Here is a 16,302-nt window from a genome sequence, read left to right on the forward strand (position 1 = left end):
ATGGTGAGGGGTGATGGTGCATGAGCGGACTGCGCGTCGTACCGACCTGGAACCACGGTCAGGAGCGGCTGTACGTCTGCCTCACGGACGGCAGGAACATCGCCTGGTACGACCGTGAGGCAGCCCGGATCAACCTGCTCAGCGAGGACCGCAGACAGGATGTGCTCGACGTTCTCGGGCCCTTCCTGACCGGGACGGTGGCCGTGGGCCCGCCCCCGGTGCCGACCCCCGCGGAGCTGGCCAGGCTGTCCCTCCATCCCGACGACGACCTCGCGCCCAACCGTCCCGGCGAGGCGCTCCAGATCGCCCTGGACCGGGACCCGGGTCCCGCGCACCGGCTGCGCCCCGACCCGCGTCGGAGGGCCCTCGCGGCCGAGCAGGCGGTGGGGGAGGCCCTGGACCGGCTGGACGGGGCGGGCTGGCGCGCCCTGCACTCGATCCCGCTGCCCGGCGGCGACCGCGTCCACCATCTGGTGATCGGCCCCGGCGGTCTGTTCGCCGTCCACACGCTGTACGCCCACAAGCAGCGGGTCACGGTCGCCGACCCCATGATCGCGCTGGGCCGCCGCGAACCACGCCCGCTGCTGCGCCGCGTCCGCGCCGACGCCGACCGCGCCTCCTACGCCCTGACGGCCGAGGTCCGCCCGGTCCTGGCCCTCGTCGGCCCCGCGGACGTGTCGGTCACCGTCCCACCGCGCGAGGTCCGGGTCCTGACGGCCACGGAACTCGACGGCCTGGCCCGCACCGGCGGCGTCCTCAAACCGGCGGACGTGGAGGCGCTGCACGCGATGGCGCGGGACCGGCACACGTGGGCCTCCGACGGCTGACCGCGCCCCGTCGGCTGGGGTGATCTTTTGCCGGTGTCAGCGCAGCCGAAGTCAGAGCACCTGGGTCAGGGCAACGTGCCCGCGCGGTCGACGTCCAGGAGTGCGGCCAGTAGGTCGCCGTGGTCCTGTACGCGGGGAGCGACGTCCGGTGCCTGGAAGGCCAGCTGGGCGGGTTCGCCGCACTCCTCGACCTCCGTCCAGGTCACCGGTGCCGACACCAGCGGTTCGGTCCGGGCCCGCAGGGTGTACGGCGTGGCCGTGGTCTTGCGGGCGGCGTTCTGGCTCCAGTCCACGAAAACCTTCCCCGGCCTGAGGCTCCGCGTCATCCGGTGGACGACCATCTTGGGCAGCGCCCGCTCCGCCTCCACGGCCAGTTCCTTGGCGTACTCCGACACCTGAGCGGAGGAGGTCCGCCGTACGGCCGCCAGCAGGTGCAGGCCCTTCGACCCGGCGGTCTTCACACACGCCTCGATCCCGTCCGCCGCGAGCCGCTCCCGCAGCCAGAGCGCGACCTCGCAGCACTCGACGATCGTCGCCGGCGCGCCGGGGTCGAGGTCGAACACGATCCGGTCGGCCTCGCCGGGCGCGTCGATCAGCCACTGCGGGGTGTGGAACTCGGTGACCAGGTTCGCCGCCCACATCAAGCTCGGCAGATCCTGCACCAGCACCATCCGGGCCGGCCCCTCGGATCGGGGCACCTCGGCGGTGGTGACCCAGTCGGGCGTGCCCGGCGGGATGTTCTTGGTGAAGAACACCTGGCCCTCGGGGCCGTCCGGATAGCGCAGGAGGGACACCGGCCGGTCACGCAGATGGGGCAGCAGGACTTCCGCGGTGGTCGCGTAGTAGTGGAGCACCTCGCCCTTGGTGAAGCCGGTCGCGGGATACAGCACCTTCTCCAGATTGCTGAGCGCGAGCCTTCGCCCCTCCACCTCTGTGATCGGCGTCATACGATGAGAATTCCAGACATTCATCTGGAAGTAGATACAAGTCTTGGCAAACCGATCGAAAGGGTGCTGCACGTGCGATCCATCTGGAACGGCGCCATCTCGTTCGGCCTGGTCAGCATCCCGATCAAGCTGGTGAACGCGACCGAGAGCCGCTCGATCTCCTTCCGCCAGATCCACACGGAGGACGGCGGCCGTATCCGCTACCGCAAGGTGTGCGAACTGGACGACCGCGAGGTCACCCAGTCGGAGATCGGCAAGGGTTACGAGGACGCGGACGGCACGATCATCCCGATCACCGAGGAGGACCTGTCCAACCTGCCGCTTCCGACGGCCAAGACGATCGAGATCGTGGCCTTCGTGCCGGCCGACCGGATCGACCCGCTCCAGATGGACGCCGCGTACTACATCGCGGCCGGCGGCGCCCCCGCCGCCAAGCCGTACATCCTGTTGCGCGAGGCCCTCAAGCGCAGTCAGAAGGTCGCCGTGGCCAAGTACGCCCTCCGCGGCCGGGAACGCCTCGGCATGCTGCGCGTCGTGGAGGACGCCATCGCCCTGCACGGACTGCTGTGGCCGGACGAGGTCCGTGCCCCCGAGGGCCTCGCCCCCGACGCGAACGTCACCGTCAACGACAAGGAGCTCGACCTCGCGGACGCCCTCATGGACACCCTCGGCGAGATCGACCTGGACGACCTGCACGACGAGTACCGCGAGGCCCTGGAGGAGGTCGTCGCCGCGAAGGCCGCCGGGGAGGCCCCACCCGAGGCGCCCGAACCGGCGAAGGGTGGCAAGGTCCTCGACCTGATGGCGGCCCTGGAGAAGAGCGTGCGGGACGCCAAGGAGGCACGTGGGGAGGAAGGGGCGGACGAGGAGCCCGCGGAAGTCAGACAGATGCCGGCCCGCGAGTCGGCGCGGTCGACCCCCAAGCAGGCGGGCGGCAAGAAGTCGACGTCCACGTCGAAGAAGACGGCCGCGAAGAAGACGACGGCTGCCCGGAAGTCGACCGCGAAGTCGGCCCAGGGAGCAAAGAAGACGACGTCCGCCAAGAGCACGACGAAGTCGACGGCGAAGAAGACCGGGGCGAAGAAGACGGCGGCGAAGAAGACCCCGGCCAAGAAGGCCGCCGCCCGCAAACGGACCGCGTGAGCCGAGCGCCGCGCACCGAGGGCCCGCGCACGGAGAGCCCCGCACACCAGGTGCCCTGGGCACCACGTGCGCCCCGCGCCGCATGACCTGCGTACCGCGTCAGCGGCCTGCCCGCAGCCGCAGGTCGCGGCGGCGGCCCGTGGTGCGCCGTCGTCCCGTCAGCCGAGAACCTTGGCGGACTCGATGATCACGGGCTGGGTGGGCACGTCCTGGTGGCCGCGGCTGCTGCCGGTGCGCACGTTCTTGATCTGGTCCACGACGTCCTTGCCCTCGCTGACCCGGGCGAAGACGGTGTAGCCCCATCCACTCGGCGTCTTCGCCGTGTAGTTGAGGAACTCGTTGTCGGAGACGTTGACGAAGAACTGGGCGGTGGCCGAGTGCGGGTCGCTGGTGCGCGCCATCGCCACGGTGTACGCGGTGTTCTTCAGTCCGTTGTCGGCCTCGTTCGGGACCGGCGCCAGGGTGGGCTTCTGCGCCATCTCCGCGGTGAATCCACCGCCCTGGACCATGAAGCCGTCGATCACACGGTGGAAGATCGTGCCGTCGTAGTGGCCGTTCTGGACGTACGTCAGGAAGTTCTCGACGGTCTTGGGAGCTTCGGCGTCATGAAGTTCGAGAACGATACGGCCGAAGTTCGTGGTCAGCTCGACGCTGGACATGTAATTCGTCCCTTTCTGGCGGGTCTTGGCCGCAGTATCTTGTCACACAGCCCCCCGCGCGCCCGGCGCCCGGGCCAACCGGCGCCCGACCTGCCCCCCCACGCTTGCCGCCCCCGACATGCGACCGGCCGTGGAACCTGACATCCCACCGCACGTCAGGCGGCCCCCCTCAAGGCCCTTCGCTCGCCGGGCCCGTCCGTCCGGAGCGGGACCCGCCGCGCTCCGGGCACCATCACCAGCACCAGACCGGCGACCAGTACCACCGCGGGCAGCACCGGGAACCGCCCGTCGTGCGCGAACCCTGCACCGCGAACCGGCTCAGTGCGGCGACACACGCGAGCAGCCCCAGCCACAACGTCCAGGCCCGGCGCGGACCGGCGTCCGGACGGACCCGTTCGTACGCGGCCGACAGCCCCCGCTCCAACGGCCGCAGCGCCGACAGCACCCCGGCCATGACGACCCCGAGCACCAGCAGCCACGGCACTCGCAGCGCCCACCACGCCGCGGACCCGAACGCAGGCTCGGGCGCGAGACCGGTCAGATAGAACGCGGCGGCGACCACCAGAACCGGCAGCATGTGCCACAGGTACAGGTTCATGCTGGCGCCGGCCACCGACCGCACCGGCCGCCACACCCGCTCCCGAGCCAGCCCCCGCCGTACCGAGGGCGCGACCAGCAGACACACCCCGACCTGCGCCACCGCCCACGCCAGCATCGCCGCCGACGGCGGATCGGTGTTGCCGGGCTGCTGCCCCGTCACCCGGATCAGACTGACCGGGAAGGGCCCGAGGCCGATCAGCAGCGCGAAGGCGAGCCCGCCTCCCGCGGCCAGCACGGCGGGCACCACCCGGCCCCGGCCCAGCAGCCCGGCCCGCCAGCAGAACCCCAACTGGTAGGCGACGCCCCACACGAGCACGTAGTTGAGTGGCCCGACGTACGACAGGTCCCCCGCGATCACCACGGCATCGGTGACCAGCGCGACCGCGCCCATCACGACCGGAACGCGCGCGCCCCAACGACGATGGGCCGTGTGCAGCACGGGCGTCAGCGCGCCCAGCACGAGATACACCGGCAGGAACCAGAACTGCATCGCCATGGCCCACCCGACGAGCGACAGGGTGTACGGATCCACGCCCACGCCCGCCGCGATTCCCACCGCGAGCAACACGAGCCCGCTGTAGACACCCGCCGGGAGCAGCAGCCGCAGCGACCGCCGCCGCACCCACCCGGCGGCCGTGCCGCCCGACGCCCGTTGCCGTTCCCAGGAGCCCGCCGCTCCATGGCCACCGGCCAGGAAGAACAACGGCATGATCTGGAACACCAAGGTCAGCCACTGGGTCCACGGCACGACCGCGAGCAACTCCGGCGCGTCGATCTCCCCGCCGGGTCCGCGCACCAGGCCGGTGATCAGCCAGTGCCCGCACACCACGAGCACGATCGCCACGGCGCGCAGGGAGTCGACGTACCGGTCTCTGTCCATACCTCGTGATGCTGCCGAGCCACCCGCGCCGGCACGCCGAAAACACCGTGCCGCAACCAATCCGTGCCCGGTACGACACCGATCCACCCGAGACGACCTGGACGGATCTGCCCCTGCCGGAAACCTCAACGACTTGGAATCGCCGATAGGTTGACGCCCTGGCCGTGCTCGCCGCGACAGCGAGCTGGTGACAACCGTGCGACTCCGTCCCGTTGTCAGTGGTGGCCTCTATGGTCCGATCATGAGTGTTCCCGCCGTTGAGGCCTCATGGGCCCGCATCGACACCTGGCTGCGTCGGCACGCCCCCGTCAGCCACGCTTTGCTGCGTCCGCCGGCGTCCACGTCGGACATCGAGGCCGCCGAGCGCACCCTCGGGGTCCGCTTCCACCCTGATCTGGTCGACTCCCTGCGCTGCCACGACGGCGTGGAACTGAAGCCGGGCGCGCCCGTACTGGCCCACTTCGGACCGCTGTCCCGCGTCTCGGACATCGTCGGCAGCACCACGATGCTCCGCGACATCGGCGCGGACGTCTCAGCCGACGAAGGCTTCGACGAGGACGACCAGTACGACGAGGACGACCACGAACTCGACACCTGGTGGCACAAGGACTGGTTGCTGATCACCCTCGGCGTCGGCTGGCAGTCCTCCGACGGCCTGTTCCTGACCTGCCACGCCGGTGCGAACTGGGGCCGCCCCGGCCGCTACTTCGACGAGGACTCTCCTTCCTTCACCCCCTGGCCGGCTTTGCGCCACGTGCTCGCCGACTACGCGGACGCCCTGGAGAACGGCAGCCCGTTCAACGGCCTCTTACCACTGCCGCACGAGGGGATCCTGCTGTGGGAGAACGAGCGGACCACCATCCCCGACCCGGTGTCTCCGCTCGCCCTCGCCGCCGTGGCCGGCGAGCCGGAACCGCAACCGGAACCAGAGCCGGAGCCGAACCCGGAGCCGAATCCGGAGCCGAATCCGGAGCCGAATCCGGAGGGGGCCCTGAAGGGCCCGCGCCTCATCTGGATCCGGCACCGCAACTTCCCGCCCCCGCCGATCCAGCCCGACATCGTCTTCGCGGAGCACCTCACCCCCGCCGAACTGCTGCGCCGGCTGGGCGCGATACCGGACACCGTCCGCCCGCGCACCCGTGGCCGGGCCCAGGAGTCGGCGGCCTCGCCCTGGGCGGCGTACCGTCCGATGGCCCGCGCCGGCAGCGTCGGCGGCTGGGCGTACGCGACCCAGGAGGGCGGGGCGGCCCAGTTCACCCGCCCGGAGGTGCTGCGCAGGGCATCCGCGGGCACCCGCGCGGTGGCCCTGACCAGGCGGGGTCCCGAAGTCCAGGTCACGGTGACCGAGGACGGCGTACCGCTTCCGGACGCCGTGCGCCATGTCCTGTCACCGCGGGAGGCAGGGCCCGATCACTGGCCCGGGTCGACGGCGACGTACGCCCGCTTCCTGACCGAACTGGAGGCGGAGTTCGGCATCACGTACCGACCGGACGACGACACGGAAACGGAACTGACGAGCGCCCTGTTGCTGCCGCCGCTGGAGCACATCGGCGGGGCGGCGGACCGAGTGGTCGACCAGGTACGGGAGTTCGACCTGGCAGCACTCGTCGCACGGACCCCGCCCGGGCGTCTACGGGCGGCGACAGCGGCCCAGTTGGCACGACTGGCCGCGGAGACCCGGCTCGACGTGTACGACGAGGTGAGGGACGCGCTGGCGCGCATCGACCGCGACGAGCCCGTTCAACTCGCCCCGGACAGCCCACTGGACCTGCGCATCCGCACCCTCGAAGCCGAGGTCTGGGCGGCCCGCGAGAGCCGGAGAGGACAGCACGGGACGCGGGACGACCACGGACCGGTGACGGAGGCCGACCTGAGCGCGTGGGTGTTGCGCGCACAGGCGGCCCGCGCGCTACGCGAGTTCGTCGAGACACCGGTTCCCGCGGCCGCCTCGACGATCCTGCACCACCGGATGTCCCTCCACTGGCGTGCCGAGCTGGCGGCGGACCTGGAGGGAGAGAGGTGAGTCCGGCAGGGGGGAGGGGTGTGCCCCACCCCTTCCCCTCCCGTGCCGTCCGCTCAGGTCGCGGTCAGCCCATTCGTGCAGGCGGCCCCCGGCTCGGGTGTCTGCGCGCCCTGCACGTACTTGCTGAGGAACTGCTGGGCCCTCGGGTCGGACGCGCTGTCGACCGTGAGCTGACGGCCCCAGGCCGACAGCATGATCGCCCCCGCCTGGTCCTTCTCCGGGCTCATCAGCGTGTACGGCGTACGGCCCACCTTGTCGGCGAGCTTCTTCACATCCCCGTCGGAGGCCTTGTCGCTGTACGTGATCCACACCGCCCCGTGTTCGAGCGAGTGGACGGCGTTCTCATGCGCGATGGCCTTCGTGTAGACGGTGCCGTCGCAGGTCATCCACGCCTGATGGTGATCACCACCGACGGGCGGAGTCATCGGGTACGAGACGGCTTTGGTCACATGGTTGCGGCCGAGCTTCTTGGCCTCCCACGTCTTCTCACCGCGCACCGGCTCCTTCGCCTCGGCGGCCTGCCGTTCCTCTTTCTCGTTGGCCCTGTTGAGCGCGTACCCGCCCCAGCCGACGAGCCCGGCGACGATGACCGTACTGAGACCGATGGTGAGGATCCGGTTGCGCCGCTCGCGGGCTTTCTCGGCCCGGCGCATCTCCTCTATCCGCTCCTTGCGGGCCGAAGAGGCCGCCTTCTTACTGGTCTTGCTCATGGGTACGTCCTTGTCCCCGCCGCGCGATGTGATGACGCGGCGGTACGTGGGTGCAGAGTGAAAGGGACCCGCCTGGATGAGCGGGAGTTCACCTACGTCCGCTGCACCTGAAGGACGTGCAGATCGGGAGCGCCCCGGCTGGACGGAGGCCGAGGGGAGGGGCGCCCGTCCGGGGCGGCAAGGCGCGGCAGCCGGGGGAGGAGGGCCGACAGCGCCTGGACGGTACCGGGGAGCGTCGTCCGTACGGGATGCAGGGCCGCGTGCTGGGACCGGACGCAGCACGGGGTGCCGGCGGGACAGTGGTGCGGGTGCTCCGCGGCTACGACACGGTGGGCGACCTGCGCCGCCGAGACCTGCGTGCCGATCGCGACGGCCGACCCCCAGCCCTCGGACACCAGTTGCCGCACCTCTGCCTGCGCCTGCGCCTGCACCAGTGGCTTCGCCTGTTGCTGCGTCCGCTCCCCATGCCCCGCATCCACGCACACCACCTGCGAGCCGAGCAGCACGCCCAGGACACCCCAGAGCAACGCGAGAGATTTCCCCCGCACCCCGCTCCACTCCGCCCCGCTGCTCATCAGGGAGATGGTATGCCGCGGGGACCGGCGGGTCGCTCACACGGTGCGGCACGTGATTGCTGAACGAGGAGAGCGACCCGCAGCACTGGAACGGCTCGGTGCCCGGCTGCGTCGTCCCTCTCCGGGCACGGTGGCCGTGTCCTGAGGGAGGGAGACCGGATGCATACCGACGGCTTCGCCAAGTGGACAAGACGGTTCGAGGACGAGCGCGAGTGCAGGCACGCCCTGGGTGACCCGGACTGGGGGCGCGGCGCGACGCTGCACCCGGCGGTGTGGGCCGGCATCCAGCGCTTCCAGGTCGGCGAGGACGGTGACGGCGCCAACCTCATCGGCAAGGCGGACCAGGCCGGCGACGCCGACTACGCGCAGGCGGTACGGCTCTTCATCGCCGAGGAACAGAACCACGCCCGTCTCCTGGCCCGGCTGCTGGCCGCCGGAGGCGTACCGACGCTGACCCACCACTGGAGCGACGTGGTCTTCGTACGGCTACGGCGTCTCATGGGCCTCCGCATGGAACTGCTGGTGCTGATGATCGCGGAAGTGGTGGCCCTGCGTTACTACCGGGCCCTGCGCGACGGCACCGACGACGCGCTCACCACGGATGTGGCTGGGCGGATCCTGTCCGACGAGCAGCTCCACGTCCCCTTCCACTGCGAGCGACTGCACGCCTCCCTGGCAGAGCTGCCCCGCGCCATGCGCCGCCCGGTGATGGCCCTGTGGCGACTTCTTCTACTCGCGGCCTGTCTCGTCGTCGCCGCCGACCACGGCCCGGCCCTGCGCCGACTCGGCATCGGGCGCCGACGTTTCGTGGCCGACGTCATGACCTCGTCCCACGCGGTGGTCGCCGTGGTGCTGCTGCCCCGCCCCGACGCCTGGAGGCCGACTGGGACACAGGGCGGGTGACCCGCCGGCGCCGCGGCCGTGCCCGCTTCACCTTCACCACGTCGATGCTCGAAGGCCAGAGCCCGTCACCACCGGGCTATCACACCGCGACCAAGTCGCCTGACGAAACATCAAACAGTCAACAGAAGCTACCCATCAGTCTCACACTCCACGTCAGTTTGACTGAGTAGTCACAACAGCTCCACATACGGAGTCTAGGTTCTGCATGATTCCTTCGACGCACTTCGGGAGGGGAGTCCTCGTTGCCCGGAATTGACGAGTGTCTGCTGGAGATCATGAAGCTGCCCGGCGCCCGCGGCGTCGCGGTGGTCGACTGGACCAGCGGCCTGGCTCTGGGCACAGCAGGGGAGTCCCCGGGCGATGACGACGAGGTCGCGGCGGCCGAAGCGGCGGAGCTCGCCCGGATCGCGGCCGAGTACCAGTCCTTCGCCCCCGCCGACGGCTCCGACTGGTCCGATCAGAACGGCGACGACACTCCCGTAGAGGATCTGATCCTCACCAACCGCGACAGCTACCACCTCCTCCAGTTCGTCCGCACCACCTTCGACAGCAGCGTCTTCCTGCACCTGTGGCTCGGCCGCAGCGAGGGCAACCTCGCGCTGGCCCGCATCCGGCTGCGCGACCTGGCGCGCGAGCTCGTACTGGGATGACCACTGTGCGGACGCTGTCCTCCGACATGCCCCAGCGAAGCCCCGGCACCGCGCTGCTCGGCTCGCCGATGCTGGACCGGCTCGTCGCCGAGCACGCCACCGGCTCCCTCATGCGGGAACGCGGCACTCTCTACCTCGCCGACGGCCAGGTGATCCACGCGGAGAGCCCGCACACGCCCGGACTCGACGTGCTGCTCACCACGGGCGGCGCCCTGTCACCCGAGGAGTGGTCCGAGGCCCTCACCCAGGCCGGGCCCCAGCAGCGGGTGGCCCGGTTCCTGGTGGACAGCGGTCGCTTCCCCGAGGGAGCGCTGGAACTGTGTCACCTCGGGGCGCTGTACGACGCGGCGTTCTTCGTGCTCGGCCAGGGTGGCGGCCCGGCCCGGTTCCGGCGCGGCGTCGCGCACTGGCTGGGGGCGGTGCGTCCGGTGCCCGTCGACGCGGTGCAGCGTGAGACGGCGCGCCGACGGGAGCTGCTGACCGCGATCTGGCCCGAGGAGGGGACGGACACCCAACCCCTCGTACGCACTCGTCTCCCCCTCGACACATGCCTGCCACGGCGTCAACGTGCGGTCCTGCAGCACGTGGACGGGACGCGAACGGCAGCCGACATCTCCCATGTCCTGGGCCGGCCCGCCTTCCACACGCTCGTCGACGTCCGCCGTCTCGCCGCCGTCGGCATCGTGACCGCGGCCCGGCGACGACCGCGCCCCACCGCGCCCGCCCGCCTTCCAGAAACCTCGACGGGCCCCGACGTCGCCCTGCTGCGCCGAATCAAGAACGCATTGGAGGCCCTGTGATCCGCGCGATCAGACAGCGCGCCGAGAGGAGACAGCTCATGGCGGCCGAGGCCGATGTCCTCGACGAACTGCACAGCCTCCGGGCCCGCCTTCCCCAACTGACCGGCGCCCTCGCCGCCAGCGTCGACGGTCTCGTGCTGGCCCAGGACATCCGGGGGGTGGAACCGGAGGGGCTGGCCGCCCTCACCGCGACCGCTCAGGGCGTCGCCCTGCGGCTCACCGACGCCACCGGACAGGGCGACTTCCGCGAACTCCTCGTCCGCGGCGCGCACGGCTACGTGGCCACCTACGCCGCCGGCCCGTCCGGAGTGCTGACTCTGGTCGCCGAGGGACGGGTGAACGTCGGCCGACTGCACCTGGAAGGCCGCCGCTCCGGCAACCGAATCGGCGAACTGCTGCAGGCCGCCGTCCAGCAACCCGACCGCCCCCCGAGACATCCGCCGCCGCCCACCACCGCCCCCGGCGGCCCGCTGCCCGTACGGACCCCCGCACCACGGCCCGACGGCACCCGCCCCCGCGCCCCGCGCCCCACCACCGGGGAGGCGCCGACCAGGTAGACCGCACGCCTCTCCCCTGACCACAGCTCAACACAGGCCCGAACCACCCAGGGCCGGCACAGTCCGAAGGGAACAGCACGCCATGGCGAACACCGAAGCAGCGCTGAAGGAAGCCCTCTCATCGATCGAGGGCGCGACCGGAGCCGCGCTCGTCGACTACACCAGCGGGATGGCGCTGGGAACCGTCGGAGGCAGCAACAACTTCGACCTGAACGTGGCCGCCGCCGGCAACACCGACGTCGTCCGCGCCAAGCTGCGCACCATGGAACTCCTCGGCATCAACGACGAGATCGAGGACATCCTCATCACCCTGGGCACCCAGTACCACCTCATCCGCCTGCTCAGGAGCCAGGGAGGCAACGGCCTCTTCCTCTACCTCGTACTGGACTCCGGCCGCGCCAACCTCGCGATGGCCCGCCACCAGCTGAGGAGAATCGAGGCCCAACTCGAGGTCTGAGGGGGCCTGCCCGAGACCTCCGGCGTCAAATCTTGATGACGGTGGCGCGGGGCTGGCCGGTTGATCCGGGGGTGAACCACCTCGACGAGGGTTGCCGCGGAGATGATCACGCGTAGGTCGTCGGCGCGGGCGAGGCTGAGCCGGCCGGTGACGGTGCGATCACGCAGCACGGCCTTGGCCAGCCCTTCGCTGTCCAGGACGAGGGTGCCACCGGGAACAGCGGGAGACCCGGTCACGCGGCGCTCGCCCCACCCTGTGCCTGCTCCGATCGGGGCCTGCTGTCCTACGAATTGTTCCTGGTCACGGCCGCGTATTGATCATTAGGGCGGGACCTGTCCACTCGATCGGACACGCGGAGGACACTGCCCCGATTCGCGGCCCCATGCGGTGATCTAGGGCTCACGCAGGCCGGGCACGCACATGATGTGGTGCGCCGGTACGACGGGCTCGCCGGGTAGCGGATCGACTCCACGGACCCGTACAGCCACGATATCGGTGACGGATGATTGGCCCGGAAGCTTAGTCAAACGCCACCGGAAGGGCTCTGGGACGTCTTTGGCGGGCAGTTCCACCGTGGCGAGGCTCACCCACCGGTCGTAGTTGGTCGGGTAGACGCGGATCGGCGCCCCACACTCGGGGCAGGTTGGCGGCTCGATCCAAGACACGTCGTCAGGACCAGGATCAGGCCTTGGTGCAGCCGTGGCACCGTCGGCTTGGGCCATCTCGTTCGCGAGGATGTTCCAGCACGTCTCACAGAGTCTCGCCATGAGGTCGATCCGCCCTCGATCGCGCACAGCGGGGCTTGTCCTCCCACAGCGATGGCATGACCACTCGTGATCCCCTAATGCCCCCATGTGCCGAGTGTGAGTGCATCTGACCGGATCGCAGTAGATAGCGATTCAGCCTCGTTCGGTGACTGCTCGTCAGAAGGTCGCAGCACGTTCTGCTGCGTCGAGCGGGAGGTCGCGGGCGGGCTCCCACTCCCTGGGTGGTCAAGGCCTCGTGCTCGCTCTCAGACCTCGGCCCGCAGCGACCGCCACAGCCGTACTGGATTCGCGGAAGCTGAAGCTCGATGGGACGGCGGCAGCGGCCGAACCGTACAGGGCAAGCGGCGAACCCTCGTCAACGCGATGCACTATGCGGGAACGGCACTGCTGAATAGCGCTCGTCCCAGCGTCGGAAAGCGGGGGACCGGCTCCGGGGAGACACACGACGACCTGGGACTCAAGAATCGGCCCGTGGAAGAGGTCCGGCCCGTGCGGATCCCGCCTCACCTCGTCGCGATCCTGCGGAACCACATCGACACCTTCGGCCTGGCCGATGACGGACGGCTCTTCACCAACGAACACGCTCGCTGCCCGCCCGTACGACCTCCGACACTCGGCACTGTCGACCTGGCTCAACTCTGGAGTCGACGCAACCGAGGTCGCAGAGCTGCCGGTCCTGGCTGTGGCGGTGAAACCTCCGATGGCTGGTCCCGCGTCCGCAGTCAACCGGTACTTGCCAACGGAGAACTGACCGGTGCGCACCTACCGCATCCGACTGGGACTCCGTCCTGGTCCTCGCGAGGTCACAACTGGATCACCGTCTTCACTTTTTCCTTACATCTGACGCGTCGACGTAGGTAGTTTCATCCCTCACGTATTTCAACTGGGGGGTCCCGTGTCCTACTACCAGCCTCAACCGCCGTCACAGCCTCCGTCGGGACCGCCGACCGCCCGTCGCGCACCGAGGTGGGCCCGCAAGCGATTCGTACTGCCCGCCCTGGGCCTTGCGTTCATCATCGGCGTGGGCAGCGCCGGCGCGGACACCCAGAATCCGAACACGACGAAGGCGGTAGCTAGCGACAAGGCGCGGCCGACGGCCACCGCCACGGTCACGGCGACAGCAACGGCCACGGCCACGGAAACCGCGAAGCCGAAGCCCGCGCCGACAGTGACGGAAACAGTCAAGGTCAAGGTGAAGGTGACCGTCACCGCGCACGCCGCTGCCGCGGAGTCGGGGACGGGCGGCAGTGCGACGTCTGGCGGATCGTCATCCAGTGGCGGGTCCAGCTCGTCGGGTGGCTCCAGCTCCGCGGGCGGCGGCGCAACGGCTCTGTGTAGTGACGGTACGTACTCGTACGCGGCTCACCATCAGGGGGCCTGCTCGCATCACGGTGGCGTGGCTGTCTTCTACCGGTAGTCGACGGCTCAAGGTCGCTGCTTCAGCTGGTGGTGTGTGAGTACGGGAGCGCCTGCCTCGCTGGATCGGGGAGCGGCCCCGCCTCTTCGAATTTCCGCCCCTAAAAGGAGAGGTTCAAGGGCGTCACACTCGTGGGGTGCACCTGGGGGAATGTCTCAAGACACAGTCGCCGACATGCGGCCGCTCCGAGCGGCACACGCCTGCGCATACGCAAAGACCCCGTCTCAGCAAAAGCGCTGATGGCGGGGTCTTTGGGCACCTAATCCAAGGTGCCCCCGGCAGGATTCGAACCTGCGCACACGGCTCCGGAGGGCCCGTGTGGCTATCGTGTTTCAGCACGTCAGAGGCCCGGTGGCTGGCTGAAGCCTCTCATTGGTCCACGAATAGGCCACGGGCGGAGAGACGCCTCTGTTCATCGGACGCGGTCTTGTACGGCGGTGACGAGCGACTGGCGAAGCAGTGCTATTCCTCCAGGACCACTGGCGATCGGACCGAAACGGGGATACTCGTCGAGCGCTGTCGCAGAGCCGCTGCCACATGTATGGACGACTCAAGCGAAATAGCCGGGGAAGTCTCCGTCAGGTGTTCCCCTGAGATGGGCTCGATCGAGGAACGTGTTGTTCATTTCGCAACTGGTTTCAGGCAGTAGGAGGCATGCGTGGCAAGCGGCCAGGTTGAGCCCGCCGACCCCGTTGGCATCGACCTCCATGCACAAGGGGTCGGAGGAGCACCAGGAGGCGCGTTCCAAGGCGGACGATAGGCTTCTCGACAGTTCCGCGATCTCTCCTCGCGCGATGATGCCGCCCAGGCTGCCCGCCGAGTCGCTGGTCGCGGTGTAGAGGAGGACGCCACACATCTCGTCGCTGGCATAGAGCCGCTCCCGCAGAGACGCTGCGGGATAGCCGCAGTCCAGGCTCCACTCGTTGATCAGCACGTGGGCCAGCGTGTGCAGCAGGACGAAGCGTGACGTCAGTGGCGAGCGGGGGCTCTCCCACTCCTGTTCGCGGAGCAGGCCCTCGTGCGCTACCCGCATGCGCTCGGTTCGGTCGGAGTCAGCGCGGAGCACAGCCGACTCCCACTGTTGCAGTCGCTCCTGGTCCAAGGTGAGGAAGACGCCCTCGCCTACGACGTCGATAGCCGGGAGCCAACCGAGATTTGGGCTCTTACTCAGGCGGCTGATGCGATCACGGTCGGCCTTCGAGCCTTGCGGGGGACGGATGCGGGTGAAACCGGTGAGGGCTCGGACCTCGCGAAGGCGTTTGACCAACATGACGTGGTCGATGCCGGGGATGTGAGACGGATCCTCCTCGGGGGGCTCGCAGACGAAGTGCTTGTTCTCAGGTGTGTCCTCGGTGACCCTGCAGAGCTGTTCGTACTCCTCCTGCCGGAGTGGCTCGCCGGCGGCGAAACGGATCTGGTCTTCGTCGTCCTCTGCGGGTTCGGGGCGGGCTGCGTTCTCGAGGGTGCGGACGGTGCGCAGCACCTGGGAGAGGGAGTATTCGCCCGGCGTGAGCCAGCCTTCGTCCTCTGCGAACTCCCTGATGCGCTCGTCGTTCTTGTTGACGAGGTGCCTGCGGTACGCCTCGACGAGTTCCATCAACTTCGTGTGCCACGGGGGGATGGACAAGGCGGACCGCAGGTCGGCGAACCATGCTGCCGAGGAACCACGCTGGAGGGTCCTGGGAGGACGGTTGCATCCGCTTTCTGCCGCGTTACGGCCCAGCCACGGGCGGATCCCGTGGCAGCGAAGGCCCAGGGAGCGGAGAGCCATCTTGCCGAAGGCACCTTCCATCGATGCCTTCTGCCCGCAGCTACAACTGATGACGATGCCGCGGAGACTGGCGGTGCGACCGTCGGTCTCCAATGTCAGCTCCGCGTTGGCTCGCGAGCATGTAGTGGGGCGAACGCCTTTGCGCTTCGGATCGGCGTGGACCCACTCCCAGTAGGGGAACTCGTCGAGGTGCCCGTGCTCGCAGGCCACCATGAAGCGGGAGGGCGCGAGCAGGGTCGAGCACTGGACGCACCGGTTATTGTCAGGTCCCACGCTGAGGTCGCGGAATGCCTTGAGTGCCTTGCACTCGGGGCACGAGTACGTGGCTGGGAAGCGACGCACACGCACGCCACGGCCGGTGGCCACGCGGGCCGCGGGCGGGCGCCGGAAGCCGTTGACGTGCAGCATCGGTTCCAAGCGCTGGTCTCGCAGATCGGGCTCGCCGGTCACGTCCCAGGTGTCCAGACCGCTGACGATGTAGGACTGATCGGCGACGGCGAGCAGGCCACCCACGCCGTACGTGGTGATCTGTTGGGCACGCCGGATGGAGCCGACGGAGGGGCGCTTGCGATCGTCGCCGGCCGCCGCGGTGCTGGTGTTGATTCTGCGAGGCATG

Annotated in this window: 17 protein-coding genes, 1 tRNA gene and 2 pseudogenes; 10 read left to right on the forward strand and 10 right to left on the reverse strand. The window is 69.5% G+C overall.

The window, feature by feature from the left end; all coding sequences use genetic code 11:
• Nucleotides 1-20: 20 nt before the first annotated feature.
• A complete protein-coding gene (locus ABZ027_RS02880; protein WP_356763701.1) occupies nt 21-827 on the forward strand; it encodes a nuclease-related domain-containing protein in 807 nt (268 codons plus the stop codon).
• Between the two features lie 65 nt (nt 828-892).
• Here the strand turns inward: ABZ027_RS02880 and ligD are convergent, their stop codons facing one another.
• Nucleotides 893-1,774, reverse strand: a complete 882-nt coding sequence (gene ligD, locus ABZ027_RS02885) for a non-homologous end-joining DNA ligase (protein ID WP_356763703.1) — start codon at nt 1,772-1,774, stop codon at nt 893-895.
• A gap of 72 nt (nt 1,775-1,846) precedes the next feature.
• Between ligD and ABZ027_RS02890 the strand changes: the two genes are divergently transcribed.
• Nucleotides 1,847-2,917 (forward strand): Ku protein, encoded by a 1,071-nt coding sequence (locus ABZ027_RS02890; protein WP_356763705.1) that lies wholly within the window; start codon nt 1,847-1,849, stop codon nt 2,915-2,917.
• A gap of 158 nt (nt 2,918-3,075) precedes the next feature.
• On the opposite strand, the gene ABZ027_RS02895 is transcribed toward ABZ027_RS02890, so the two are convergent.
• Both ABZ027_RS02895 and ABZ027_RS02900 read right to left on the reverse strand, forming a co-directional pair.
• Nucleotides 3,076-3,576, reverse strand: a complete 501-nt coding sequence (locus ABZ027_RS02895) for a peptidylprolyl isomerase (protein WP_356763707.1) — start codon at nt 3,574-3,576, stop codon at nt 3,076-3,078.
• 232 nt (nt 3,577-3,808) lie between these two features.
• On the reverse strand, nt 3,809-5,056 hold the full coding sequence (locus tag ABZ027_RS02900; protein ID WP_356763709.1) for an acyltransferase: 1,248 nt from the start codon (nt 5,054-5,056) through the stop codon (nt 3,809-3,811).
• A 241-nt stretch (nt 5,057-5,297) separates the two neighbouring features.
• Here ABZ027_RS02900 and ABZ027_RS02905 point away from each other — a divergent pair, with 241 nt between their 5' ends.
• Nucleotides 5,298-7,079 carry an SMI1/KNR4 family protein gene (locus tag ABZ027_RS02905; RefSeq protein ID WP_356763711.1) on the forward strand — a complete coding sequence of 594 codons (1,782 nt, stop codon included), beginning with the start codon at nt 5,298-5,300 and terminating at the stop codon, nt 7,077-7,079.
• Between the two features lie 53 nt (nt 7,080-7,132).
• Here ABZ027_RS02905 and ABZ027_RS02910 read toward each other — a convergent pair whose 3' ends face one another.
• A complete protein-coding gene (locus ABZ027_RS02910) occupies nt 7,133-7,789 on the reverse strand; it encodes a DUF3105 domain-containing protein (protein WP_356763713.1) in 657 nt (218 codons plus the stop codon).
• 92 nt (nt 7,790-7,881) lie between these two features.
• The gene (locus ABZ027_RS02915) at nt 7,882-8,364 is read right to left on the reverse strand and encodes a hypothetical protein (protein ID WP_356763715.1); all 483 of its coding nucleotides are present in this window, start codon (nt 8,362-8,364) and stop codon (nt 7,882-7,884) included.
• Between the two features lie 159 nt (nt 8,365-8,523).
• Between ABZ027_RS02915 and ABZ027_RS02920 the strand changes: the two genes are divergently transcribed.
• The 5 genes from ABZ027_RS02920 to ABZ027_RS02940 all read left to right on the forward strand — a co-directional run bounded on the left by ABZ027_RS02920 (nt 8,524) and on the right by ABZ027_RS02940 (nt 11,731).
• Nucleotides 8,524-9,267 carry a ferritin-like domain-containing protein gene (locus ABZ027_RS02920; RefSeq protein ID WP_356763717.1) on the forward strand — a complete coding sequence of 248 codons (744 nt, stop codon included), beginning with the start codon at nt 8,524-8,526 and terminating at the stop codon, nt 9,265-9,267.
• 242 nt (nt 9,268-9,509) lie between these two features.
• Nucleotides 9,510-9,917, forward strand: coding sequence for a hypothetical protein (locus tag ABZ027_RS02925; RefSeq protein WP_356763719.1), 408 nt, complete (start codon nt 9,510-9,512; stop codon nt 9,915-9,917).
• Between the two features lie 26 nt (nt 9,918-9,943).
• The gene (locus ABZ027_RS02930; RefSeq protein WP_356763721.1) at nt 9,944-10,717 is read left to right on the forward strand and encodes a transcriptional regulator; all 774 of its coding nucleotides are present in this window, start codon (nt 9,944-9,946) and stop codon (nt 10,715-10,717) included.
• Nucleotides 10,718-10,755: 38 nt separating this feature from the next.
• Entirely contained in the window at nt 10,756-11,274 is a 519-nt protein-coding gene (locus tag ABZ027_RS02935) for a roadblock/LC7 domain-containing protein (RefSeq protein WP_356763723.1), read from the forward strand.
• A gap of 82 nt (nt 11,275-11,356) precedes the next feature.
• Nucleotides 11,357-11,731, forward strand: coding sequence for a hypothetical protein (locus tag ABZ027_RS02940; RefSeq protein WP_356763725.1), 375 nt, complete (start codon nt 11,357-11,359; stop codon nt 11,729-11,731).
• Nucleotides 11,732-11,781: 50 nt separating this feature from the next.
• On the opposite strand, the pseudogene ABZ027_RS02945 reads toward ABZ027_RS02940, so the two are convergent.
• Both ABZ027_RS02945 and ABZ027_RS02950 read right to left on the reverse strand, forming a co-directional pair.
• Nucleotides 11,782-11,967: pseudogene (locus ABZ027_RS02945) on the reverse strand (DNA-binding protein); the annotation flags it as partial.
• Nucleotides 11,968-12,123: 156 nt separating this feature from the next.
• Nucleotides 12,124-12,585 carry a DUF6083 domain-containing protein gene (locus ABZ027_RS02950; RefSeq protein WP_356763727.1) on the reverse strand — a complete coding sequence of 154 codons (462 nt, stop codon included), beginning with the start codon at nt 12,583-12,585 and terminating at the stop codon, nt 12,124-12,126.
• 131 nt (nt 12,586-12,716) lie between these two features.
• Between ABZ027_RS02950 and ABZ027_RS02955 the strand changes: the two are divergent.
• Nucleotides 12,717-13,165: pseudogene (locus ABZ027_RS02955) on the forward strand (hypothetical protein); the annotation flags it as partial.
• A gap of 245 nt (nt 13,166-13,410) precedes the next feature.
• Here ABZ027_RS02955 and ABZ027_RS02960 read toward each other — a convergent pair.
• The gene (locus tag ABZ027_RS02960; RefSeq protein WP_356763729.1) at nt 13,411-13,707 is read right to left on the reverse strand and encodes a hypothetical protein; all 297 of its coding nucleotides are present in this window, start codon (nt 13,705-13,707) and stop codon (nt 13,411-13,413) included.
• Between ABZ027_RS02960 and ABZ027_RS02965 the strand changes: the two genes are divergently transcribed.
• On the forward strand, nt 13,697-13,915 hold the full coding sequence (locus ABZ027_RS02965; RefSeq protein ID WP_356763731.1) for a DUF3761 domain-containing protein: 219 nt from the start codon (nt 13,697-13,699) through the stop codon (nt 13,913-13,915). The two genes, ABZ027_RS02960 and ABZ027_RS02965, sit on opposite strands and share 11 nt — an antisense overlap.
• A 270-nt stretch (nt 13,916-14,185) precedes the next feature.
• On the opposite strand, the gene ABZ027_RS02970 is transcribed toward ABZ027_RS02965, so the two are convergent.
• Nucleotides 14,186-14,263 (reverse strand) — tRNA-Arg (locus ABZ027_RS02970).
• A 202-nt stretch (nt 14,264-14,465) separates the two neighbouring features.
• Complete coding sequence (locus ABZ027_RS02975) at nt 14,466-16,301, reverse strand: DUF1998 domain-containing protein (RefSeq protein ID WP_356763733.1); 1,836 nt, start codon at nt 16,299-16,301, stop codon at nt 14,466-14,468.
• Between the last annotated feature and the right edge of the window lies 1 nt (nt 16,302).

This window comes from Streptomyces sp. NPDC006332, from assembly GCF_040612855.1.
Lineage (GTDB): Bacteria > Actinomycetota > Actinomycetes > Streptomycetales > Streptomycetaceae > Streptomyces.